The organism is Streptomyces sp. NPDC056296 (assembly GCF_042268605.1).
In the GTDB taxonomy this organism is placed as follows: Bacteria; Actinomycetota; Actinomycetes; order Streptomycetales; family Streptomycetaceae; genus Streptomyces.
In genome coordinates this window covers 1-23,470 of record NZ_JBHJRX010000060.1, presented here as the reverse complement: position 1 = coordinate 23,470, position 23,470 = coordinate 1, and the positions used below count along the sequence as shown (strand labels likewise).

The window sequence follows — 23,470 nt, the reverse complement described above, 5'->3', positions numbered from 1 at the left end:
TCGACGCCGGAAAGAAACGGCAGCCGACTGCGCGGCACGGCCCGGTCACCGATGCGGTCACCGAGCACGGCACCCCCCTACCGCGCGTCCCGCCCCGGTCCGCCGCGGCCTCGAGCCCTCCCCTGAGCCGCTTGCCGACGTACCGATGCGGGAGATGTATGACGGTATTGACGATTGAACCCGTATGGCAAGACCTGGAACCAGGTCTCACGTTTTTGTTGGTTTGCCGTCATCCGTTCTTCTTACGGGGCGTTTTCGCGCGGCGTTCGGTCCCCCGGACCGTTCCGCTTTGCCCCCCGAAGCCCAAGATGCCGGGCCTAAATGTGACGCAGCCCGCAGGAGAGCGTCAAGGGCGCACTGGTGTTCGCGCTGACTTTCGTCCGATATTGAATGACTGTCAGCCATTTCTTGGCATGGACACTTCCTGTCAACGGCGTAGCCGCTACCACGGTTGTAGCAGAGATCCTGCTAAAGGAGGTTCCATGAGACGTTCCCGACTTGTCGGCTTCCTGAGTTCACTCCTCCTCGCCGTCGGCGCCGCCCTCACCGGGGCCGCGACCGCTCAGGCGGCCCAACTCGCCGCAGCCGAGGGCTATGTGGCGCTCGGCGACTCCTACTCCTCCGGGGTCGGAGCGGGTAGCTACATCGGCTCCAGCGGCGACTGCAAGCGCAGCACGAAGGCCCATCCGTACCTGTGGGCCGCCGCCAACTCTCCCTCTTCGTTCGACTTCACCGCCTGTGCCGGCGCCCGAACGGGTGATGTTCTCGCCGGGCAGCTCGGCCCGCTCAGCTCCGCCACCGGCCTGGTCTCGATCAGCGTCGGCGGCAACGACGCCGGCTTCGCCGACGTCATGATGGCGTGTGTGCTCCAGTCCGACAGCTCCTGCCTGTCGCGGATCGCCACCGCGAAGGCGTACGTCGACTCGACGCTGCCCGGCAACCTCGACAGCGTCTACTCGGCCATCCGCGACAAGGCCCCGGGCGCCCATGTCGTCGTCATCGGCTACCCGCGCTTCTACCAGCTCGGCACCTCCTGCATCGGCCTCTCCGAGACCAAGCGGAAGGCGATCAACGACGCCTCCGACCACCTCAACACCGCCATCGCCAAGCGCGCCGCCGACCACGGCTTCACCTTCGGCGACGTGCGTCCCACCTTCACCGGTCACGAGATCTGCTCCGGCAGCTCCTGGCTGCACAGCGTGAACTGGCTCAACATCGGCGAGTCGTACCACCCGACCGCGGCCGGCCAGTCCGGCGGCTACCTGCCGGTCCTCAACGGCGCCGCCTGACCGGAAGCGGAATGAGAAGGAGAAGGAGAAGAGGAGGGGGAGGCCCCGCCCGTCGGGGTCTCCGTCTCCGGCTCCGTCTCCGTACCCGTCTCACAGGCCACGGAGAACGCCACCGAGTTCGACGTGGCCTCCACCGGAGACCGCACCTCCACGCGGACCACGCCCTCGAACGTGCCGCTGTCGTCGTTCGTCGTCACGACGACCGTGTCCTGCCGTGAGCGGTCACCCCCCGTCGGGAAGGACAACGTCTTCCACCCCGGGTCGGAGACCGACCCGTCCTCCGTCACCCAGCGGTAGCCGACCTGCGCGGGCAGCCGCCCCACCGTGAACGTCGCCGTGAAGGCGGGCGCCCGGTCGTGCGGCGGCGGACAGACCCCCGAGTACTCGGTGTGCGAGCCCGCCACGGAGACCTTCACCGACTGCGGTGCGGGACTGCTCTCCGGGCTGGGGCTGCCGGAAGAGGCCGACGGGCTCGGCTCCTCGCTCGACTCCGTCCGGCCCGGCGCGCCCGAACTCGCCCCAGGATCCTGGCTCCCGCCCGAACCCGCCGTACCGCCGTCACCGTCCGAGCGGTTCAGCAGCGCGTACGTCAGTCCGGCCAGTGCGAGCACGAGCGCCACCAGCCCCACGACCAGCACCGCCCGCGCGCGCCGGTCCCGGCCCCCGGACGAGGTGGGCGCGGACCGGGCGGCCGTCGCAGTCGCCGGCACCGGCGCCGGCATCGGCATCGGCGGTGTCGCCCGGACCGGCTCCGGACGGGCCGCGACGGTCGGGGCGTAGGCGCCGGCCCGCATCGTGTTCGCGGGCGGCGCGCCTCCCCCGGCGCCCAGGTTCCGCAGCTCCCGCTCGGCACGCTCGGCCGGGAGCCGGTCGGCCGGATCCTTGCGCAGCAGGCCCTCGATGACGGGCGCGAGCGCGCCGGCCCGGTGCGGCGGCGGCAACTCCTCGTCGACGATCGCCCGCAGGGTGCTCAGCGGGGTGTCCTGACGGAAGGGCGAGGCGCCCTCGACCGCCGCGTAGAGCAGCACGCCCAGCGACCAGAGGTCGGACTCGGGGCCGGGCGTGCGGCCCAGCGCCCGTTCCGGCGCGAGGAACTCGGGCGAGCCGATGACCTCGCCGGTCATGGTCAGCGCCGAGCTGCCCTCGACCATGGCGATCCCGAAGTCGGTGAGGACCACCCGGCCGTCGTTCGCCAGCAGCACGTTGGCCGGCTTCACGTCCCGGTGCAGCACGCCCGCCCCGTGCGCGGCCCGCAGCGCGGCCAGCACCTCGGCACCGATCCGCGCGGCCCGCCGCGGCTCCAGCGGGCCCTCGGCTTCCAACTGGTCGGACAGGGAGAGCCCGCGGACCAGTTCCATCACGATCCAGGGCCGGCCGCCGTCGGTGGCCACGTCGTACACCGTGACCACGTTGTGGTGGGCGACCCGGGCGGCGGCCCATGCCTCGCGCTCCAGCCGCGCGTACATCCGCTGCACATCGGTCTCCGGCAACCCGGCGGGCGCGCGTACCTCCTTGACGGCGACCTCGCGGTGCAGCACCTCGTCGCGGGCGCGCCACACGGTGCCCATGCCGCCCTCGCCGAGGGGGGACAGGAGACGGTAGCGGCCGGCGATCACGCGCTCACTGCCGGGTTCCTGGAACACCGGCGCCCCCTATGACGTCTCGCGCGGACATTCCCCGGGAACGGGCCCGAACACTCCCGCATTCATCCCAAAAGTAGCTCAGCCGAGGGCGGATGCGGCCCCCCTGAACACCAATCCGGCCCCGAGGACCACCACCACGAACGCCGACCCGAGGGGAGTGGCCCGGCGCACCAGTCCGGCCAGTGGGCCCGACGCCCACCGGGGACGCCGCCGCAGCAGGCGGCTCGCACCACCGCCGAGCCGCACGACCGCGACACCGCCCTCGCCGCCGACCATGGCGACAAGGGCGCCTGGGCGCTGCATGTCAGCGGCCGCGACGCGGAGGCGTTGCCGTAGGCCCGGCGGGCCACGGCAACGAGGTCGAGGGCTGGTGGGACCTGACTGAGTACGACTGCGTTCTGGCGTGCGTGTGTGAGTACGGGGGCGGGGGTCTGCTTTGTCATGCGAAGGGAGGGAACGAAAAAGGGAGGCCGCCGTCGGTGCGTGCCTGTTCGACTTAAGGCCCGCCCCTCGGCACACCGTCACCACGACATCCGGTACTCCGTCGACGGCCACGGGCCCCGCCGTCAGCGCTACGGCCGGCACTGTGGCACCTCCGACGAAACGAGGCGCCCGTCCTTCCCGGGAAGGGCCCGCAAAGAGCCGGGGCGGGACCCGGAAGCTCCGGTGAAGAACCCGGAATCCCGTTCCGCGGCCAACTCGTGCCCGGCCGACCCGCGTTTTCCGCCCGTCGATCCGTAACTCCTGCGGAGGGCGTGCCGCGGGCCGCGCCCGGCGGTGACGTGGACGGGCCGGGCGCGGCCCGCGGGGAGAGAGGGGGAACGGGTGGAGGCGGACGAGCTGCTGATGCTCGTGGCGGACGGCGACCAGAAGGCCTTCGAGGAGCTGTACGGGCTGGTATCCGGCCCGGTGTTCGGACTCGTACGGCGCGTGGTGCGCGACCCCGCCCAGTCGGAGGAGGTGGCGCAGGAGGTGCTGCTCGAACTCTGGCGGTCCGCCGCACGGTTCGACCCGCGCCGCGGAAGCGCCCTGTCCTGGATCCTCACCGTCGCCCACCGCCGCGCCGTCGACCGGGTGCGCAGCGCCCGCGCGGCCGGCGAACGCGAGCAGCGCGAGGCCCGCCGCGCCCACCACCCCGCCTTCGACCAGGTCTCCGAGGAGGTCGAGGCGGGCCTGGAACGCGAGTGGGTGCGCCGCTGTCTGGACCGCCTGACCGCACTGCAGCGCCAGTCGGTCACCCTCGCCTACTACGACGGCTACACCTATCGGGAGGTGGCCGAGCGCCTCTCCCTTCCGCTGGGCACGGTGAAGACACGGATGAGAGACGGACTCAACCGCCTGCGCGACTGCCTGGGAGGTGTCGCATGAGCCTCTTCGGCCGGCTGCCGCGCCGCGGCGACCTCCACTCGCTCGCCGCCCCCTACGCCCTGGACGCCCTCGAAGGCGCCGAACGGGTCCGCTTCGAACGGCACCTGGAGCGGTGCGAGCGCTGCGCCGCCGAGGTGCGGGCCCTGTCCGAGGACGCCGTGCGGCTGGCCTGGTCCACGGCCGCCCCGGCACCGGCCGCCCTGCGCGACCGCGTCCTGGCCGCCGTACGCACGACCGCGCAGGAGCTCGCTCCCGGGCGCGGGCCCGTGCGCCGGCTGCCGCCCCACGTGTGGGGCGTCCAGCCGCCGCCGGAACGCACCCGCGCGTCCCGGCCGCGCCCCCTGCTCGTGCCCTTCGCCACGGCGACGGCGGCCGCGGCGCTCGTGGTCGCCTCGCTCTTCGCCGTCCAGGCCAACCGGACGCAGGGCGAACTGGACGCCGCGCGGGACCGGGCACGTGAGATCGCCCACGTTCTGGCCGCGCCGGACGCCCGCGCGACGAGCGGCGAGGACGACCGGGGCCGCAGTATCGGAGTGGTCGCCTCCGCTTCTGAGGGGCGCGCGGTCGTCACCCTGAGCGGGTACGGCGAGCCGTCCGGCGACCGCGTGCACCAACTCTGGCTCATGCGCCCCGGCGCGGTGCCGCGCTCCCTCGGGCTCTTCGACGGCGACACGCCCCTGATCGCCTCCGACCTGAACCGGACCGCCACCTCACTGGCGGTGACGATCGAGCCCGACGGGGGCTCGGCCCGCCCGACGAGCAGGCCGGTTGTCCAACTCACCCTGGAATCTGTTGGATTCGGAGAGTAATCGTCAACCCCCTTACGGGGAAGGTGAATCCTGTGACCGCGATACACGCATGCCGTACCGGGGCGATAGGGTTACTCTGCCCGGGCCGGGTGGACTCGTACGGGTGGGGAGTGACATGGAACAGATAACAGTGCGCAGCAGGGCAAGGGTCCCTGCGATCACTTGCGGAAGCAGCGCGACCAGCTCGCGTCTCGACCGTCATCTCGCGGTGCTCGGAGGGCCTGCCCTCCCGCAACGGGAGACGGTGGAGGCGACATCGCTGATGCGTGAGCTGACCGCGCGTGAGCCCGCGCACAAGCGCAGCAGCAGGGGCGCCAGGGTGCGCCGGGTCTCGCTGTTCGCGCCACTGCGCCGACTGCGCCGCTCGCTGTTCGGCGGCAACTGAGGCCCGCGCGCCGGCGGTCACACCGACCCGGCGCGGCGCCGCGCACTCGTCCGTCATCCCCACGGCACGCAGCGGCGCCCCGGTGTGCTCCCGAGCGCGGGTAATCCTCCGTACGCCCGTACCCGTTCGTACGCCCGCGTCTTCCTACGCGTTCTTCCGTACGCCCGTCTCTCTCGTACGTCCGTCCCGCCGACTCCCACCCGGCGGTGACGCCCACCGGCCCGCTCAGCCCTGCCCGCGCGCGTACCGGCGTACGGCGAGCGGGACGAACACCGCCAGCAGTACCGTGCACCAGGCCAGCGATCCGGCGACGGGATGCGCCACCGGCCAGGCGGCCCCCTCCGGCACGGGCGCGTTGCCGAAGAGATCGCGCAGCGCCGTGGTGACCGCGCTGATCGGATTCCACTCGGCGACCGTGCGCAGCCAGCCCGGCAGTCCCTCGGTCGGGATGTACGCGTTGGACAGCAGCGGCAGGATGAAGGTCGCGCCGCCCAGTTGACCGGCGGCCTCCTCGTTCCGGGTGAGCAGCCCCAGGAAGATCCCGACCCACGTCGTCGCGAACCGGAACAGCAACAGCAGCCCCACGGCACCCACCGCGCCGAGCGCGCCGCCCTCGATCCGCCAGCCCACCGCGAGCCCGACCAGCAGGAAGGGCACCGTCCCGGCGGCCGTGACGAGCACGTCGGCGACCGACTGCCCGAGCGGCACCGCCGCCCGGCTCACCGGCAGCGTCCGGAGGCGGTCGGTCACGCCCCGGTGCGTGTCCTGGGCGGCCTGGAACATGCCCGTCATGATGCCGTTCGCGGCCGTCGCGACGAGCAGGCCCGGCACCAGGAAGGACCGGTACTCCTCGCCCGGCATCGCCAGCGCGCTGCCGAAGACGTAGCCGAAGAACAGCAGCATCGTGACCGGCATCGTCTGGGTGAGGATCAGCAGCCCCGGATTGTTCCGCAGCCGCCGCAGTTGCCGGCTCAGCATGGCCGTGCCGTCGTACGCCAGGTCGTAGGTCACCGTGCTCATGCCACAAGCTCCTTGTCGTCGCCGGTCAGGCGGAGGAAGACGTCGTCGAGGGTCGGCGGACGCAGGCTCGCGTCCACCAGGGGCACGCCTGCCGCGTCGAGTTCGCGCACCAGGCGCGGCAGGGTCAGCGTCGGATCGGTGCTGACCGCGCCGACGGTGCGCCGGTCCTGGTCCAGCGCTGGTTCGGCTCCGGTGAGCCGGTCCAGGACCGCCGCAGCCCGTGCCATGGCGTCCGCGTCCGCGACGACGGCCTCCGCGTAGGCCCCCACCAGCGCCTTGAGTTCGGCCGGCGACCCCGTGTGCGCGACCCGGCCCCGGTCCACCAGGGCGATGTCGTCGGCGAGGCGGTCGGCCTCCTCCAGATACTGCGTGGTGAGCAGCACGGTCGTGCCGTCCGCCTTGAGGGCGCGCACGGCGTCCCAGATCTGATTGCGGCTGGCCGGGTCGAGGCCCGTCGTCGGCTCGTCCAGGAACAGCACCTCGGGGCGCCGCACGAGGCTCGCGGCCAGGTCGAGGCGGCGCCGCATGCCACCCGACAGGGTGGAGGCGGGCCGGTCGGCGGCGTCGGCCAGCGCGAAGCGGTCGAGCAGCTCGTCGGCCCGCGCGGAGGCGTCCCGTACCCGGTGCAGCCGGGCGAACAGCCGCAGGTTCTGGCGTCCGGTGAGGTCCCCGTCCACCGACGCGTACTGCCCGGTCACACCGATCCGGCGGCGAACGGTGGCGGCCTCGCGGACCAGGTCGTGCCCGGCGATCCGCGCCGAACCCGCGTCCGGCCGCAGCAGTGTGGTCAGCAGGCGCACCGCCGTGGTCTTGCCCGCCCCGTTCGGCCCGAGCAGTCCGCACACCGTGCCCTCGGCCACCGCCAGATCCAGCCCGCGCAGCGCGTGCACATCGCCGAAGCGCTTCTCCAGCCCTTCACTAAGTACAGCGTACGTAGTAGTCATGGGTCGACCATAGCGCACTACGTACGCTGTACGTAACTAGGATGGTGGCCGAGGTGATGAACGATGGCGGGCCGAGCGGCCGTACCCGAAGTGATCTGGTCGCGCCCCGAGCGCACCGGCCGGGGGCCGAGACCGGCGTACACCCGCGCCGACATCGCCGCCGCCGCGGTGCGGATCGCCGACGCCGAGGGACTGGACGCGGTCTCCATGCGCCGCGTGGCCGTCGAGCTCGGCTGCGGCACCATGTCGCTCTACAACTACGTCCCCCGCAAGGAGGACCTGTACGAGCTGATGATGGACGCCGTCAGCGGCGAACACGAGCTGTGGGAGCCGAGCGGCGACTGGCGCGCCGACATGATCCGGGTGGCCCACCAGACCCGGGCGCTGATGCACCGCCACACCTGGCTGCCCCGCCTGATGTCCCCGGTCTACGGCTTCAGCCCCAACGCCCTGCGCTACCTGGAGCACTGCCTGGCCTGCCTCGACCCCTTCGACGCGCCCTACGGCACGAAGATGGAGCTGGTCGCCATGGTGAACGGCGTCGTGACGACCTACGTCACCAACGAGATCTCCACCGCCGAGCGCACCCGCTCGCTGCCCTGGTCCGAGGAGCAGGAGAACGCGACGCGCATCGCCTACCTGGGTCGGCAGATCGCGAGCGGCGACTATCCGCGGCTGGCGGCGTCCTTCGCCGGGGACGCCGGCCCGATCGACCTGGAGGCGGTCTTCGAGCGGGCGCTGACCCGGGTGCTGGACGGGTTCGCCTGAGCCGGACGGGCCCGGCCTGAGTCAGACGGGTTTACAGCAGCGCCAGCTGCCCCTCCGGCCCCTCCTCCCGGCCGTCCAGGACGGAGGCCGGCCGGCGGGCCGCCGGGGGCGCCGGCAGCACGCCCGCCTCGCGCAGCTCGGCCGACGTGATCCCGTCCGTCACGGTCAACTCCCGGCAGCGTGGCCGCACTTCGGCGAGCAGGGCGAGGACGGTGATCAGTTCCAGCAGCTCGGACGTCCAGGTCTGCGGCCAGGTGGCCGGGCGGATCGCCGCCAGCGTGCCCGGCTCACCCTCGGCGGTACGGGCCGCGAACCACTGCTCCAGCACCCGCGCCCCGCCCACCTCGAAGTCCCAGGCACCGGGCGGCACGGGGGAGACCCGGCCCTCGTCCAGGTACAGGGCCTCCTCGTCCCGGTCGTAGCGCAGGGTCAGCGGGCGCGCGGGCAGTGGGGCGCGGACGTACGGGCGACGGCCGCCGGGCAGCTTGGGGCGCTCCCCGTCGCGGCGCATCAGCCACAGGGCGCGCCGGCCGAGGCCGACACCGTGCTCCCACAGCGCCGGGTCCGCGGTGAGCGGGACCAGGGAACCCTCCCGCACGGTGGCCACCGCCCAGGCCAGTACGTCCTCCGGCGCGGGACGCCGGCCGAGCCGGGCGGCCAGGTGGTCGAGGAGACCGGGGGCCAGGTTCGGCTCCGCCCCGCCGGGACGCCGGTACAGCGGGCGCACCCGGGCTCCGCCGAGCAGCGGCAGCCGCGAGGTCGCGACGAGCAGGGGAGGACCGGCGGCGTCGGGCGCCTCCACCACGAAGACCTGTCGCTCGTCCGCCACCCGCCACAGCTCCGGACGGGCCGCGTCGATCAGCCGATGGTCGGGGATGAGCCACTGCTCGTCGAAGGGCGCGCGCAGCACACGGACCGGCTCCGGACACGGCCCCGACGCGCGGGCCAGCTTCCCGGTGCCACCGGCCCCGCCCGGCAGCCGTCCGACCGCCGTGTGCGCGGTCCGCGAGCGCGTCGGCTCGAACAGGGCCTCCCGGTCGGGCCCCTCGGCCTTCATCAGGGCGTCCCAGCGGGCCTTGAGGGACGTCGCGTCGGGTGCCGTCGGCCACCCCCGGCCGAGCCGCGGCGGTGCGACGGACCACGGCATGAGGTCCGCCAGCGGCGGAGCGTCGTCGTGCGTCACGCTGGGCATCGTACGACGGGGTGCTTGGGCCTCACGTGGCGTCCAGGGTGACCGTGAACGAGAAACGGTCCCCCCGGTAGTGGATGACCGCCACGTCCAGGACCCGCCCCGCCGTGTCGTACGTGATGCCCGTGTAGTGCAGGATCGGGCTGAGCAGCGGGACTTCGAGCAGCCGCGCCGTCTCCGGGTCCGCGAGCCGGGCCTCCACCGTGTCCGTGATCCGGCTGATGTCCATGCCCACCACGTCCCGCAGCACCTTGGTCATCGGCCAACGGGCCAGGTCGTCCACGTCGATGCGGGCGGCGACTTCGGGACGGACGTAGTTGCGGGCGTGGTTGGTGGGCTCGCCCGTCTTCTCGTCGCAGCGCAGCCGGTGGTACGTCGCCGTCTCCGCCAGGTCCGGGAAGAACTCGGCGAGTTCGGGCGGCACGGGCCCGGTGCCGTGGCCCAGCAGCTCGGCCTTCATGCCGGACTGCTGGGCCACGATCGCGTCGACCGAGCCCAGCAGCCGCACCGGGGCGCCCCGCCGGGCGTCGGGCTCGATGAACGTGCCGCGCCGGCGGTGCCGCGTGATCAGCCCCTCGTCCTCCAGCTCCTTCAGCGCCTGCCGCATGGTCAGCACGCTCACCCCGTAGTGACCGGCCAGCTGCTCCTCCGTGGGCAGGCGCAGCGGGTCCCGGGGCGAGCGGCCGAGTATCGAGGCGCGCAGCGACTGCGACACCTGGTACCACAGCGGCAGCTTGCGGTTCAGGACGATGGAGTCCGGGGCGAAGGAGGTCACGGGCCATCCGTACCGGTAGGGAATCCTCAGTGCAAGGGGCGGAAGTGACGCTCCAGGCCCTGCCAGACGTCGTCGTAGCGCGGTTGCAGGTGTTCGGCGCGGGCCGCGTGGGGCGTGAGGGTCACCGGCCAGCGCGTCTCGAACATGAACGCCAGCCCGTCGTCGATCCGCTGCGGCTTCAGCTCCGCCGCGCTCGCCCGGTCGAAGGTCTCCCGGTCCGGACCGTGCGCCGACATCATGTTGTGCAGCGAGCCGCCGCCCGGCACGAAGCCTTCCGCCTTCGCGTCGTAGGCGCCCTCGATCAGGCCCATGTATTCGCTCATCACGTTCCGGTGGAAGTACGGCGGCCGGAAGGTGTCCTCGCCCACCAGCCAGCGCGGCGCGAAGACCACGAAGTCGACGCCCGCGAGGCCGGGGGTGTCCGACGGGGAGGTCAGCACCGTGAAGATCGACGGGTCCGGGTGGTCGTACGAGATCGTGCCGATGACGTTGAAGCGGCGCAGGTCGTAGACGTACGGGACATGGTTGCCGTGCCAGGCGACCACGTCGAGCGGGGAGTGATCGTAGGTGGCCGTCCAGAGGTTGCCGCAGAACTTGTTGACCACCTCCACCGGCCCTTCGACGTCCTCATAGGCCGCGACGGGCGCCATGAAGTCCCGCACGTTCGCGAGCCCGTTGGCGCCGATCGGGCCGAGGTCGGGGAGGCGGAAGGGGGCGCCGTAGTTCTCGCAGACGTAGCCGCGGGCCCCCTTGTCGAGCAGTTCCACGCGGAAGCGGACCCCGCGCGGGATCAGCGCCACATGGCCGGGCTCGGCGTGCAGCAGCCCGAACTCGGTGCGCAGCAACAGGCCGCCGCGCTCCGGCACGATCAGCAGCTCGCCGTCGGCGTCGCTGAAGACGCGCTCCATGGAGGCCGTGGCGTGGTATAGATGCACGGCCATGCCGGTGCGCTGGGTGACGTCGCCGTTGCCGCCGAGCGTCCACAGGCCCGCCAGGAAGTCGGTCCCCGCCTCCGGCTCGGGCAGCGGGTTCCACCGCAGCCGGTTCGGGTCCGGTACGGCCTGGGTGAAGGGCGCCGTGCGGATCGCGCCGTTGCCCGCGCGGGTGAACGCCGGGTGCGCGGCCGACGGGCGGATCCGGTACAGCCAGGAGCGCCGGTTGTCCGCCCTCGGCTCCGTGAACGCCGTGCCGCTCAGCTGCTCCGCGTACAGGCCCAGGGGCGCCCGCTGCGGCGAGTTCCGGCCCTCGGGCAGTGCGCCCGGAACGGCCTGCGAGCTGTGCTCGTTGCCGAAACCGGACAGGTAGGCCAGTCCCTCCGCGGTCTTCCGCGCGTCCCCGCTCATTGATCGCTCCCTCGCAACCCGATTCCCACCCGATTCCTATGGGACACCGTAGGATTGCGGTTTCCCGTGCGCAAGAGGTCGTACGGGGTTCGGGTCCACGCGGGTCATACCGGGGGAGGATGGCCGGAACCAGACCCCCGGGGGATCCGGACTGTCGGACCGGTGTTCTAGTCTCCCGTCATGTCGTGGATGCGGGGAGTGCTCGCCGTGCTCGCGGTCTGTGTCCTGCTGCTGACCGGACCCGCCGGGTGCGGCTCCAGTGATACGGGCGGGACGGGCGAACCGGAGGCCCGGGATTCGGCCACACCGGTGGGCAGGCTGCTCGACGCCACCGACGAGGAGGGCCGGCGCTACCGGGAGGTGGACGGCGAGCGCGCTCCCGAGGTCGGTATCGAGGTACAGCCCGAGACCGACGACAGCTGGGTCGTACGCCTGACCGTCCGCGACTTCAGGTTCTCGCCGGCCGGGACGGAGGCGAAGGCGGTGGCCGGCCGCGGTGTCGCCCACCTCTTCCTCGACGGCGACCTCCTCACCCGCCTGCGCGGACCGGAGTACCGCCTCGCCGCCGACCTCGTGCCCCGCGGCACCCACCAGCTCACGGTCCGCCTGTACGCCGACGACGGCACCGTCTGGGCCGTCGACGGCGAACCCGTCGAGAGCACGGCGGACATCACGGCGTCGGACGCGGAGCCGTCGGAGGCGACGGAGCCGGAGGAGATAGCGGAACCGGAGGAGATAACCGAGCCGGAGGGGACAGAGGAGCAGGCGCTTCCCGCACGCACGGCGGCTGCCGCACGCGCGGCGGCATGGTGAGCGAAGTCGGTGGCCGTCGCCGTACTGAAGGTCACAGTTCACCGGACCGCGGCGGAAGGGCATCATGAAGACCGTGTCCCACGCGACCTCGCTCCGCCGTGCCCCCGTGCAGCGGCGCAGCGCCGAACGGCTGACCCGGATCCTCGACGCCTGCGCGGACCTCCTCGACGAGGTCGGCTACGACGCCCTGAGCACCCGCGCCGTGGCGCTGCGCGCGGACGTCCCCATCGGCTCCGTGTACCGCTTCTTCGGCAACAAGCGGCAGATGGCCGACGCGCTGGCCCAGCGCAACCTGGAGCGCTACGCGGAGCGCGTGACCGAACGGCTGACGGAGACGGGCGACGGCGACTGGCGCGGGGCGCTGGACGCGGTGCTCGACGAGTACCTGGCGATGAAGCGAACCGCGCCCGGCTTCTCCCTGATCGACTTCGGCAACCAGATACCGGTCGGGGGCCGCCACGCCGTCCCCAACCACCGCGTCGCCGACCGGCTCACCGAGCTGCTCTCCGGCTACCTCGGCCGCCGCCCCGACGACGATCTGCGCCGCACCTTTCTTGTCGCCGTGGAGACGGCCGACACCCTCGTACAGCTCGCCTTCCGGGTCGCGCCGGACGGGGACGAGAAGATCATCGAGGAGGCCCGGGAACTGCTGCGGGCGTATCTGGGGCGGGTGCTCGACTGACGGGCCGGCCGTGCTCGGCCGACGGGCCCGGCCGTGCTCGGCCGACGGGCCCGGCCGTGCTCGACCGGCGGGCTGCCCGTGCCTGACCGGCGGGCGGTCCGGTGCCTGACCGGCGGGCCCGGTCGTGCTCGACTGACGGGCCGGCCGTGCTCGATCGGCGGGCTGCCCGTGCATGACCGACGAGCGGTCCGTGATCGGCCGGCGGGCCGGTGTCGTACCGCTGTTCACGCAACCGTCGGCGCAAAGCCTCCCCAGCATGCCTACCGGTCGGTATGCTCGCCGCCAGAGAGCGTCACCGCCGCCTTCCGGGAGGACCCGTGTCCCGCACCGCCCTGCGTATCTGCCCCCTGTGCGAGGCCACCTGCGGCCTGGCGCTCACCATCGACGGCACCACGGTCACCGCGGCCCGAGGGGACCGCGACGACGTCTTCAGTCGCGGGTTCATCTGCCCCAAGGGCGCCTCCTTCGGCGCCGTCGACTCCGACCCCGACCGGCTGCGCGCGCCCCTGGTGCGCAGGGACGGCGAGCTGCGCGAGGCCACCTGGGAGGAGGCGTTCGACGCGGTCGCCGCCGGTATCCGGCCCGTCGTCGAGCGGTACGGGCCGCACTCCGTCGGCGTCGTCCTCGGCAACCCCAACGTGCACACCATGGCCGGCGCCCTCTACCCGACCGTCCTGATCGGCGCCCTCGGCACCCGCAGCCTCTTCACCGCGTCGACGGTCGACCAGATGCCCAAGCACGTCTCCAGCGGGCTGCTCTTCGGTGACGCGGGCGCCATCCCGGTGCCCGACCTCGACCACACCGACCACCTGCTCCTCATCGGCGCCAACCCGCTGGAGTCCAACGGCAGTCTGTGCACGGCCCCCGACTTCCCCGGCCGCCTCAAGGCGCTCAGGGCCCGCGGCGGCACCCTCACCGTCATCGACCCGCGCCGCACCCGCACCGCGAAGCTCGCCGACCGACACGTGGCGATCCGCCCCGGCACCGACGCTCTGCTCCTCGCCGCGATGGCCCACGTACTGTTCGAAGAGGACCTGGTGGACCTCGGCGCACTCGCCCCACACGTCGAAGGGGTCGCGGAACTCGCCGCCGCCGTGGGCGACTTCACGCCGGAGTCCGTCGCCGCCGCCTGCGACGTGGAGGCCGAGGTGACGCGGGCCCTCGCCCGTGAACTCGCCGCCGCCCCCACCGCCGCCGTCTACGGCCGCATCGGCAGCTGCACCGTCCCGCACGGCACGCTCGCCAGCTGGCTCGTGGACGTCCTCAACATCCTCACCGGCAACCTCGACCGGCCCGGCGGCGCCCTCTTCCCGCAGGCGGCCACCGACAGGACGCCCCGCCCCGCCGGATCCGGCCACGGGTTCGCGCTCGGCCGCTGGCGCTCCCGGGTGAGCGGGCACCCCGAGGCCAAGGGCGAACTGCCGCTGTCCGCCCTCGCCGAGGAGATCGACACCGCCACTGCCGTCGAGGAGATCGACACCGCCGTCGCCGTCGAGACGGGCGAGCCGGTCCGCGCGCTGGTCACCGTCGCCGCCAACCCCGTACTGTCCGCACCCGACGGCGACCGGCTCGACAAGGCGCTGGCCTCGCTCGACTTCATGGTGAGCGTCGACCCCTACCTCAACGAGACCTCGCGCCACGCCCACGTCGTCCTCCCGCCGCCCCCGCCGGCCCAGAGCCCGCACCACGACTTCGCCTTCAACACCCTCGCCGTGCGCAACCAGGTCCGCTACACCCGCCCCGCCGTCCCGCTGGAATCCGGCCGCATGGCCGAGACCGAGATCCTGGCCCGGCTGATCCTGGCCGCCACCGGCAGGCACGGCGCCGACCCGGCCGCCGTCGACGCCATGGTGATCGAACAGACCCTCGGCAAGGCCGTACGGGAGCCGCACTCACCCGTGCACGGACGCGACCCGGGCGAACTGACCGCCCGGCTCACCGGCGAGAACGGCCCCGAGCGGCGGCTCGACATGATGCTGCGCCTCGGCCCCTACGGCGACGGCTTCGGCGTACGGCCCGACGGGCTGTCCCTTCAGCGGCTGCTCGCCCACCCCCACGGCATCGACCTCGGCCCGCTGCGCCCGCGGCTGCCGCAGCCGCTGAAGACCCGCAGTGGCAAGGTGGAGCTGCTGCCGGGGCCGATCGCCGACGATCTGCCGCGCCTGCGGCAGGCCCTGGCCGAGCGCCCCGACGGGCTCGTCCTCGTCGGCCGCCGCCACCTGCGCTCCAACAACAGCTGGATGCACAACATCCCGGCCCTCACCGGCGGCTCCAACCGCTGCACCCTGCACCTCCACCCCGACGACGCCGAACGGCTCGGCGTGCGCAGCGGAGAGCCCGTGCGCGTGATGGGCGCCGGGGGAGAGGTGACCGCCCCCGCAGAAGTCACCGACGCGGTGCGGCCGGGCGTGGTCAGCCTCCCGCACGGCTGGGGCCACGATCGCCCCGGCACCCGTCTGACCCACGCCGCCACCGAGCCCGGCGTCAACGTCAACCAGCTCCTCGACGGCAGCCTGCTCGACCCGCTCTCGGGCAACGCGGTCCTCAACGGCGTACCCGTCGCGATCGCCCCCGCGACCCGGCCCTGACCGGCGCAAAGCTGTGACCTGGAGTTTTGCGCTTATTGCTCGCATGTCAACGTCTTGTTAACGCTGCTTTGCGGCACCTAACGTCGCTCGCACCGCCTGCCCCGGTGGAATGTTCAAGGGCGAACGTTAGGTACTCATACATGCTGACCATCCTCGGCTTCGCCATGATCGCGACCTTCCTGGTCCTGATCATGATGAAGAAGATGTCGCCGATCGCGGCGCTCGTGCTGATCCCCGCGCTGTTCTGCGTGTTCGTCGGCAAGGGCGCCCACCTCGGTGACTACGTCATCGACGGCGTGTCCAGCCTCGCCCCCACCGCGGCGATGCTCATGTTCGCGATCGTCTATTTCGGGGTGATGATCGACGTCGGGCTCTTCGACCCGATCGTCCGGGCCATCCTGAAGTTCTGCAAGGCCGACCCGATGCGGATCGTCGTCGGTACGGCCCTGCTCGCCGCCATCGTCTCGCTGGACGGCGACGGCTCCACCACCTTCATGATCACGGTTTCGGCGATGTACCCGCTGTACAAGCGCCTGAAGATGAGCCTGGTCGTGATGACCGGCGTCGCCGCGATGGCCAACGGTGTGATGAACACGCTGCCCTGGGGCGGCCCCACCGCCCGCGCCGCCACCGCCCTGAAGGTCGACGCCACCGACATCTTCGTCCCGATGATCCCGGCCCTGGCCGTCGGTCTGCTCGCGGTCATCGCCCTGTCGTACGTGCTCGGTCTGCGCGAGCGCCGGCGGGTGGGCACGCTGACGCTGGACGAGGCGCTGGTGCGGGAGCCGGAGCCGGAGCCGGAGAGCGAGACGGTGCTGGTCGGCGCGGGTGCCGGTGCCGGTGCCGGTGCCGGTGCGGGTTCGGGGAAGGCATCTGTGGGCGGGGGTGGGTCCCTCGGGTCCCAGGACGCCGCCGTCGAGGACGGCGAGTCCGACGACGAGTCCGACGACGACTTCAAGGGTCTCGACCCGAACCGGCCCACCTTGCGCCCCAAGCTGTACTGGTTCAACGCGCTGCTCACGGTCGCGCTGCTCAGCGCCATGATCATGGAGGTGCTGCCGATCCCGGTGCTCTTCCTGCTCGGCGCCGCCCTCGCGCTCACCGTCAACTTCCCGCACATCCCCGACCAGAAGGCCCGGATCGCGGCCCACGCCGACAACGTCCTCAACGTCTCCGGCATGGTCTTCGCCGCCGCCGTCTTCACCGGCGTCCTCACCGGCACCGGCATGGTCGACCACATGGCCAACTGGCTCGTGGACACCATCCCCGACGGCATGGGCCCGCAGATGGGCCTGGTCACCGGTCTGCTGAGCCTGCCGCTGACCTACTTCATGTCGAACGACGGCTTCTACTTCGGCGTCCTGCCGGTGCTCGCCGAGGCCGGTCAGGCGCACGGCGTGTCGACGCTGGAGATCGCCCGCGCCTCGATCGTCGGCCAGCCGCTGCACATGTCCAGCCCGCTCGTCCCGGCCGTCTACGTCCTGGTCGGCATGGCCAAGGTCGAGTTCGGCGACCACACGCGGTTCGTGGTGAAGTGGGCGGTCCTGACGAGCCTGGTCATTCTCGCGGCGGGCATTCTGTTCGGCATCATCTGATCATCGGCCCGGCTTCTGGGGGGCCGGGCAGGGACTCGGCAGTCCGGGAAGGACACGATCATGGCGCCCGGTGGGAACCGCGGCTGGCTGCTCCGCCTCGTCATCGCCTTCGGCTTCGCGCAGGGGGCGGTGTCGATGGCCCGGCCCGCCGTCTCCTACCGGGCCCTCGCGCTGGGCGCGGACGAACAGGCGGTCGGCGTCATCGCCGGTGTGTACGCGCTGCTGCCGCTGTTCGCCGCCGTCCCGCTCGGCCGCCGCACCGACCACGGCCGCTGCGCGCCCTTGCTGCCCGTCGGCGTGGTGCTCATCGCCGGCGGCTGCGCGCTGAGCGGCATCGCGGGCTCCTTGTGGGCGATGGCCCTGTGGAGCGGCGTCATGGGCCTCGGCCACCTCTGCTTCGTCATCGGCGCGCAGTCGCTGGTCGCCCGCCAGTCCGCGCCGCACGAACAGGACCGCAACTTCGGCCACTTCACCATCGGCGCCTCGCTGGGCCAACTCGTCGGGCCCGTCGCGGCGGGCGCGCTGATCGGCGGCCACGACATGGCGGGCAGCAGCGCGCTGGCCCTGGTGGTGGCGGGGGCGGGCGCGGCGGTGGCGTTCACGTCGCTGTGGCGCATAGAGCACCCGGCGGCCGCCAAATCCCGTACGGAGGCAGGCGCGCGCGTGCCCGTGGGGAGCATCCTGCGCGCCCGGGGCGTGCCCGCGGGGATCCTGATCAGCCTGTCCGTCCTGTCCGCCACCGACATCCTCACCGCCTACCTGCCGGTCGTCGGCGAGCACCGGGGGATCTCCCCGGCCGTGATCGGCGTCCTGCTCAGCCTGCGTGCGGCGGCCACCATCGCCTGCCGACTGGTGCTGACGCCCCTGCTGCGGCTGCTCGGCCGCACCGCGCTGCTCACGGTCACGTGTCTGCTGGCCGCCCTGCTGTGCGCCGGTGTCGCGCTGCCGGTGCCGGTCTGGGCGCTCGCGCTGATGCTGGTCGTCCTCGGCTTCTGCCTCGGCGTCGGCCAGCCGCTGTCCATGACGACCGTCGTCCAGGCGGCCCCCGACGGAGCCCGCTCCACCGCCCTCGCCCTGCGCCTGACCGGCAACCGCCTCGGCCAGGTCGCCGCACCCGCCGCGGCGGGCCTGATCGCCGGCGTCGCGGGCGTGGCCGCGCCGTTCGTGATGCTCGGCGCCCTACTGCTCATGTCCTCGGGCATCGCCCTGCGCGCCCCGTCCACGGGACCGTCCGGGGACCGCCCGCCCCTGGAGGACGAGCCCGGGGCCACGCCCCGCCGCCGTCCGCTGCGCCGGACGACCCGTTAGGACGGCCGGGGCCACCCGCGGAAGCCTGTCCGCCCCGCCGCCTGTTTCCCGGGGCCGCCCGCGGAAGCCTGTCCGGCCCGCCGCCTGTTTCCCGGGGCCGCCCGCCGAAGCCTGCTCGCCCTGCTGCCTGCGCCCCCGCCGCCTGCGTCCCGGCGCCCGCACGCGCTTCGTGCTGCCTCACGCGCGCGGTCATCGCGGTCGGGTCGGGGCGCCCCGGTGGGTTCCTGTTCACCGCACCGCCCGCGGCTCGCCCGTGGACCGGCCTTCCATCGGAGCGGTCGCGGACCAGCCGTCCACCGGCTCGCCCGCGGACCGACCGTCCACCGGCTCGCCCGTGGACCGGCCGTCCACCGGCTCGCCCGTGGACCGGCCGTCCACCGGAGCGGTCGCGGACCGACCGTCCACCGGCTCGCCCGCGGACCGGCCGTCCACCGAGGACGAGCCCGAGGGCACGCCCCGCACGCACCACACGCCCCACCGCCGGCGCCGCGCCGGGCGGCCGTAGGACCGCCAGGGCCGGCCCGCCCGCCCCGCGGCGCCCGCCGCTCCCGCACCTCCCCCTCGTCCGCCGGATCGCCGAAGGCACCGGGCATCCGACCCCTCGCCCGAGACGCCCCGCCCCTGAATCCGGCCGTCCGCTTTCTCACCAGATGGACGGTGGCACCGAGATATGGTCCAGCGTCTTCCCCCGGCCGCGCACATTCCGTTAGCTTCCGTGACTCAAACGCCCCGTACGACCCGCACGAGGGCGTCCGACCGCGGAGCACCAGCGCTCAGTGAGCCCCCGGGGGCACCAGCCATGACACGCGCCATCTCCCTGCACGACGTGAGCAAGACCTACGCGCGAGGCGTCCGCGTGGTGGACCGGCTGTCGCTGGACATCGCGCCCGGCGAGTTCCTCGTCCTGCTCGGCCCCTCCGGCTGCGGCAAGTCCACCGTGCTGCGCATGATCGCCGGCCTGGAGGAGATCACCGACGGGCGGCTGCTGCTGGACGGCGCCTACGCCAACGACCTGCTCCCCTCCGAGCGGAGCATGGCGATGGTCTTCCAGAACTTCGCCCTGTACCCGAACATGACCACCCGCGGGAACATCGGCTTCCCGCTGCGCGTCGAGGCCCCCCAGACCGACCCCGGCCCCCGGGTGGACGCCACCGCCCGCATGCTGGGCATCGAGGACCTCCTCGACCGCTTCCCCGCCCAGCTCTCCGGCGGCGAACGCCAGCGCGTCGCCATGGGCCGGGCCATCGCCCGCCACCCCAGCGCCTTCCTGATGGACGAGCCGCTGTCCAACCTCGACGCCAAGCTCCGCAACCACCTGCGCGCCGAGATCACCAAACTGACCCGGGAACTCGGCGTCACCACGATCTACGTCACCCACGACCAGTCCGAGGCCATGTCCCTCGGCGACCGCGTCGCCGTCCTGCGCGGCGGCGTGCTCCAGCAGGTGGACAGCCCGCGCGCCGTGTACGCCCTGCCGCGCAACGTCTTCGTCGCCGCCTTCATCGGCACCCCGCGCATCAACCTGCTGCGCGGCCTCGTACGGGCGCCGCTCGACGGTGCGATGACCATCAGTCTGGGCAAGCAGTTCCTGCGCCTGCCCGAACCGCTCTCCCTGGACCACCAGCTGCTCCGCGTCCAGCAGGGCCGCGAGGTCATCGTCGGCCTGCGCTCGGAGGCAGTACGAATCGCGAAGCCCGCCTCCGCTCGCCCCGGCGAGGTGCTGCTCACCGGCCTGGTGGAGCACGTCGAGTTCCAGGGCCACGAGGTCCTCGTCCACTTCAACACCGGCTCGCGGCCCGCCGTCGTGCCCGACCTTGAGGCTCCGCGCCCCGCCACCCGCCCCGCCAGACGCCGCCGCCGCGACGGCACGGTCCTGGACCGGCTGAAGGAGCGGGCGGGGGCCCTGCGCGCCGGGCCGGTGGTGGTCATGGACGACGAGGAGGACGAGCAACCGGCGGTCGCCGCCCCCGACGGCCGCCTCCCCGGTGACCTGATCGTCCGGACCACCCCCGACATCGACCTGCGTCACGGCATGCAGGTCCCCCTCCTCGTCGACCTCGCCCACCTGTTCGTCTTCGACCAGCACGGCGAACGGATCTGCCCCGCCCCGGCCCGGCTGCCGGACCTGGAGGAGTAAGCGCGTCGGGACCGGGCCCGGCGGAAGGGTGAGCCGCGCCACCATGGTGGCCGCCCCTGGTGCCGTAAAACTATCGGCGCTAGTTTGGGGCGCGGATGACGAGGCCCGCCCGGAAGGAACGCGATGAAGGCACATGACGGCATGTACATCGACGGAGCCTGGCGGCCCGCCGACGGCCGGGACACGATCGAGGTCGTGAACCCGGCCGACGAGCAGGTGATCGGCAAGGTCCCCGCCGGCACCGCCCTGGACGTCGACAGCGCCGTACGGGCCGCCCGCGCCGCCCTGCCGGCCTGGGCCGCCACCCCGCCCGCCGAGCGGGCCGCCCGCCTGGCCGCCCTTCGGGACGTACTGGTGGCCCGCAAGGACGAGGTCGCCGAGACGGTCACCGCCGAGCTGGGTTCCCCGCTGAAGTTCTCGCAGGCCGTGCACGCCGCCGCCCCGATCGCGGTCGCGGGCTCCTATGCCGAGCTGGCGGCGACCTACGCCTTCGAGGAGAAGGTCGGCAACTCCGTGGTCCACCACGAGCCGATCGGCGTGGTCGGCGCCATCACCCCCTGGAACTACCCCCTCCACCAGATCGTCGCCAAGGTCGCCCCGGCGCTCGCGGCCGGCTGCACGATCGTGCTGAAGCCCGCCGAGGACACCCCCCTCACCGCCCAGCTCTTCGCGGAGGCGGTGCACGAGGCCGGCGTCCCGGCGGGCGTCTTCAACCTGGTCACCGGCCTCGGCCCGGTCGCCGGGCAGGCCCTCGCCGAGCACCCCGGCGTCGACCTGGTCTCCTTCACGGGCTCCACGGCCGTGGGCCGGCGGATCGGTGCCCTCGCCGGTGCCGCCGTCAAGCAGGTCGCGCTCGAACTCGGCGGCAAGTCCGCCAACGTCATCCTCCCGAGCGCCGACCTGGCCAAGGCCGTGAACGTAGGCGTCGCCAACGTCATGTCCAACTCCGGTCAGACGTGCAGCGCCTGGACCCGCATGCTCGTGCCCGCCGCCCGGTACGACGAGGCCGTGGAGCTGGCCGCCGAGGCCGCCGCGAAGTACGGCGACCGGATCGGCCCGGTCGTCAACGCCAAGCAGCAGGAGCGCGTGCGCGGTTACATCGAGAAGGGCGTCGCCGAGGGCGCGCGCCTGGTCGCGGGCGGCCCCGAAGCCCCGCGCGAGGAGGGCTACTTCGTCAGCCCGACCGTCTTCGCCGACGTGAGCGAGGACATGACCATCGCCCAGGAGGAGATCTTCGGGCCGGTCCTGTCCATCCTCCGGTACGACGACGAGGAGGACGCCCTGCGGATCGCCAACGGCACGGTCTACGGCCTCGCCGGCGCCGTCTGGGCCGGCGACGAGGCGGAGGCCGTCGCCTTCGCCCGCCGCATGGACACCGGCCAGGTCGACATCAACGGCGGCCGGTTCAACCCGCTGGCGCCCTTCGGGGGCTACAAGCAGTCGGGCGTGGGCCGCGAACTGGGCTCGCACGGCCTGTCCGAGTACCTCCAGACCAAGTCCCTCCAGTTCTGACTCCAGGGGAGTTGTCCACGTCATGGCCGTCCGTACCGCTGTCCGTGCCGCCGTCGTACCCGCCGTAGGCGCCCCGCTGGAGGTCACCGGGATCGAGCTGCCCGAGCCCGGCCCGGGGCAGGTCCGGGTGAAGCTCGCCGCCGCCGGGGTCTGCCACTCCGACCTGTCCCTGTCCAACGGCACCATGCGCGTGCCCGTCCCCGCCGTCCTCGGCCACGAGGGCGCCGGCACGGTCCTCGCCGTCGGCGAGGGCGTCACCCGCGTCGCCCCCGGCGGCGACGTCGTCCTCAACTGGGCCCCGTCCTGCGGCGCCTGCCACGCCTGCTCGCTCGGCGAGGTCTGGCTGTGCGCGAACGCCCTGGCCGGCGCGGCCAACGTGCACGCCCGCCGCGCCGACGACGGCACCGACCTGCACCCCGGCCTGAACGTCGCCGCGTTCGCCGAGGAGACTGTCGTGGACGCCGGCTGCGTCCTGCCCGTCCCGGACGGCATCCCGCTCACCGACGCCGCCCTGCTCGGCTGCGCGGTCCTCACCGGCTACGGCGCCGTCCACCACTCGGCGAAGGTCTGCGAGGGCGAGACGGTCGCCGTGTTCGGCGTCGGGGGAGTGGGCCTCGCCACGCTCCAGGCGGCCCGGATCGCGGGCGCGTCGAAGATCGTCGCCGTCGACGTGTCCCCGGAGAAGGAGGACCTGGCCCGCGCCGCCGGCGCCACCGACTACCTGATCGCCTCCGACACCACCGCCCGCGAGATCCGCGCCCTCACCGGCAAGCAGGGCGTCGACGTCGCCGTCGAGTGCGTCGGCCGTGCGGTCACCATCCGCACCGCCTGGGAATCCACCCGGCGTGGCGGCCGCACCACGGTCGTCGGCATCGGCGGCAAGGACCAGCAGGTCACCTTCAACGCCCTGGAGATCTTCCACTGGGGCCGCACCCTCTCCGGCTGCGTCTACGGCAACGCCGACCCGGCCCGGGACCTCCCGGTGCTGGCCGAGCACGTCCGGGCCGGACGCCTGGACCTCGGCGCCCTGGTGACCGAGCGCATCGCCCTGGACGGCATCCCGGCGGCCTTCGAGAACATGCTGGCGGGCAAGGGCGGGCGGGCGCTGGTGGTGTTCTAGGTGTATTGACCCGCGGGGTTGTTCACGCGGCTGATCGGTGGCTGGCCGCCGAGTGCGGTGTGGCAGCGGTGGTGGTTGTAGGTGTGCAGGAAGTCTGCCAGAGCTTCGGACCGTTCCTGGTTGCTGGTGTAGGGCCGCAGGTAGGCCCATTCGTCGAGCAGGGTGCGGTTGAAGCGTTCGAC

At 72.9% G+C, this 23,470-nt stretch carries 21 protein-coding genes and 1 pseudogene; 14 read left to right on the top strand and 8 right to left on the bottom strand.

Going from position 1 to position 23,470, the window contains the following annotated elements:
• The first annotated feature begins 482 nt into the window (after positions 1–482).
• On the top strand, positions 483–1,289 hold the full coding sequence (locus ACFCZF_RS33345) for an SGNH/GDSL hydrolase family protein (RefSeq protein ID WP_376674807.1): 807 nt from the start codon (positions 483–485) through the stop codon (positions 1,287–1,289).
• Here ACFCZF_RS33345 and ACFCZF_RS33340 read toward each other — a convergent pair.
• Complete coding sequence (locus ACFCZF_RS33340) at positions 1,259–2,932, bottom strand: serine/threonine-protein kinase (RefSeq protein WP_376674806.1); 1,674 nt, start codon at positions 2,930–2,932, stop codon at positions 1,259–1,261. The two genes, ACFCZF_RS33345 and ACFCZF_RS33340, sit on opposite strands and share 31 nt — an antisense overlap.
• Positions 2,933–3,010: 78 nt before the next feature.
• Positions 3,011–3,190: pseudogene (locus tag ACFCZF_RS33335) on the bottom strand (nickel transporter); the annotation flags it as partial.
• A 519-nt stretch (positions 3,191–3,709) separates the two neighbouring features.
• Between ACFCZF_RS33335 and ACFCZF_RS33330 the strand changes: the two are divergent.
• The 3 genes from ACFCZF_RS33330 to ACFCZF_RS33320 all read left to right on the top strand — a co-directional run bounded on the left by ACFCZF_RS33330 (position 3,710) and on the right by ACFCZF_RS33320 (position 5,494).
• Positions 3,710–4,300 carry a sigma-70 family RNA polymerase sigma factor gene (locus tag ACFCZF_RS33330; RefSeq protein WP_375909394.1) on the top strand — a complete coding sequence of 197 codons (591 nt, stop codon included), beginning with the start codon at positions 3,710–3,712 and terminating at the stop codon, positions 4,298–4,300.
• On the top strand, positions 4,297–5,109 hold the full coding sequence (locus tag ACFCZF_RS33325; RefSeq protein WP_376674805.1) for an anti-sigma factor domain-containing protein: 813 nt from the start codon (positions 4,297–4,299) through the stop codon (positions 5,107–5,109). Before ACFCZF_RS33330 ends, ACFCZF_RS33325 begins: the two co-directional genes overlap by 4 nt.
• A gap of 115 nt (positions 5,110–5,224) precedes the next feature.
• Positions 5,225–5,494, top strand: coding sequence for a hypothetical protein (locus tag ACFCZF_RS33320; RefSeq protein WP_055416136.1), 270 nt, complete (start codon positions 5,225–5,227; stop codon positions 5,492–5,494).
• Positions 5,495–5,719: 225 nt separating this feature from the next.
• On the opposite strand, the gene ACFCZF_RS33315 is transcribed toward ACFCZF_RS33320, so the two are convergent.
• A complete protein-coding gene (locus tag ACFCZF_RS33315; protein WP_376674804.1) occupies positions 5,720–6,514 on the bottom strand; it encodes an ABC transporter permease in 795 nt (264 codons plus the stop codon).
• The gene (locus ACFCZF_RS33310; protein ID WP_376674803.1) at positions 6,511–7,458 is read right to left on the bottom strand and encodes an ATP-binding cassette domain-containing protein; all 948 of its coding nucleotides are present in this window, start codon (positions 7,456–7,458) and stop codon (positions 6,511–6,513) included. The genes ACFCZF_RS33315 and ACFCZF_RS33310 overlap by 4 nt, the downstream gene beginning before the upstream one ends.
• A gap of 63 nt (positions 7,459–7,521) precedes the next feature.
• On the opposite strand from ACFCZF_RS33310, the gene ACFCZF_RS33305 reads away from it, so the two are divergent.
• A complete protein-coding gene (locus ACFCZF_RS33305) occupies positions 7,522–8,226 on the top strand; it encodes a TetR/AcrR family transcriptional regulator C-terminal domain-containing protein (RefSeq protein ID WP_376674802.1) in 705 nt (234 codons plus the stop codon).
• A gap of 31 nt (positions 8,227–8,257) precedes the next feature.
• Here ACFCZF_RS33305 and ACFCZF_RS33300 read toward each other — a convergent pair whose 3' ends face one another.
• The 3 genes from ACFCZF_RS33300 to hmgA are packed head-to-tail and all read right to left on the bottom strand — an operon-like array spanning position 8,258 to position 11,533.
• Positions 8,258–9,418, bottom strand: a complete 1,161-nt coding sequence (locus ACFCZF_RS33300; protein ID WP_376674801.1) for a type ISP restriction/modification enzyme — start codon at positions 9,416–9,418, stop codon at positions 8,258–8,260.
• A 22-nt stretch (positions 9,419–9,440) separates the two neighbouring features.
• Positions 9,441–10,190 carry a GntR family transcriptional regulator gene (locus ACFCZF_RS33295; RefSeq protein ID WP_375909383.1) on the bottom strand — a complete coding sequence of 250 codons (750 nt, stop codon included), beginning with the start codon at positions 10,188–10,190 and terminating at the stop codon, positions 9,441–9,443.
• A gap of 26 nt (positions 10,191–10,216) precedes the next feature.
• Positions 10,217–11,533: a homogentisate 1,2-dioxygenase gene (hmgA, locus tag ACFCZF_RS33290; protein ID WP_376674800.1), complete on the bottom strand. Its 1,317-nt coding sequence runs from the start codon at positions 11,531–11,533 to the stop codon at positions 10,217–10,219.
• A gap of 180 nt (positions 11,534–11,713) precedes the next feature.
• Between hmgA and ACFCZF_RS33285 the strand changes: the two genes are divergently transcribed.
• The 9 genes from ACFCZF_RS33285 to ACFCZF_RS33245 all read left to right on the top strand — a co-directional run bounded on the left by ACFCZF_RS33285 (position 11,714) and on the right by ACFCZF_RS33245 (position 23,288).
• Entirely contained in the window at positions 11,714–12,346 is a 633-nt protein-coding gene (locus ACFCZF_RS33285; RefSeq protein ID WP_376674799.1) for a hypothetical protein, read from the top strand.
• A 64-nt stretch (positions 12,347–12,410) separates the two neighbouring features.
• Positions 12,411–13,028: a TetR family transcriptional regulator gene (locus tag ACFCZF_RS33280; protein WP_376674798.1), complete on the top strand. Its 618-nt coding sequence runs from the start codon at positions 12,411–12,413 to the stop codon at positions 13,026–13,028.
• Positions 13,029–13,345: 317 nt separating this feature from the next.
• Positions 13,346–15,616, top strand: coding sequence for a molybdopterin oxidoreductase family protein (locus ACFCZF_RS33275; protein ID WP_376674797.1), 2,271 nt, complete (start codon positions 13,346–13,348; stop codon positions 15,614–15,616).
• A gap of 140 nt (positions 15,617–15,756) precedes the next feature.
• A complete protein-coding gene (locus tag ACFCZF_RS33270; RefSeq protein ID WP_376674796.1) occupies positions 15,757–17,211 on the top strand; it encodes a CitMHS family transporter in 1,455 nt (484 codons plus the stop codon).
• A gap of 60 nt (positions 17,212–17,271) precedes the next feature.
• A complete protein-coding gene (locus ACFCZF_RS33265; RefSeq protein ID WP_376674795.1) occupies positions 17,272–18,519 on the top strand; it encodes an MFS transporter in 1,248 nt (415 codons plus the stop codon).
• Positions 18,520–18,772: 253 nt separating this feature from the next.
• A complete protein-coding gene (locus tag ACFCZF_RS33260; RefSeq protein WP_376674794.1) occupies positions 18,773–19,024 on the top strand; it encodes a hypothetical protein in 252 nt (83 codons plus the stop codon).
• Positions 19,025–19,318: 294 nt separating this feature from the next.
• Entirely contained in the window at positions 19,319–20,656 is a 1,338-nt protein-coding gene (locus ACFCZF_RS33255; protein WP_376674793.1) for an ABC transporter ATP-binding protein, read from the top strand.
• A 123-nt stretch (positions 20,657–20,779) separates the two neighbouring features.
• Complete coding sequence (locus ACFCZF_RS33250) at positions 20,780–22,168, top strand: aldehyde dehydrogenase family protein (RefSeq protein ID WP_376674792.1); 1,389 nt, start codon at positions 20,780–20,782, stop codon at positions 22,166–22,168.
• Between the two features lie 22 nt (positions 22,169–22,190).
• Positions 22,191–23,288 carry a zinc-binding dehydrogenase gene (locus tag ACFCZF_RS33245; protein ID WP_376674791.1) on the top strand — a complete coding sequence of 366 codons (1,098 nt, stop codon included), beginning with the start codon at positions 22,191–22,193 and terminating at the stop codon, positions 23,286–23,288.
• On the opposite strand, the gene ACFCZF_RS33240 is transcribed toward ACFCZF_RS33245, so the two are convergent.
• A partial coding sequence (locus ACFCZF_RS33240; protein WP_376674790.1) for an integrase core domain-containing protein occupies positions 23,285–23,470 on the bottom strand: 186 nt, incomplete at its 5' end. The two genes, ACFCZF_RS33245 and ACFCZF_RS33240, sit on opposite strands and share 4 nt — an antisense overlap.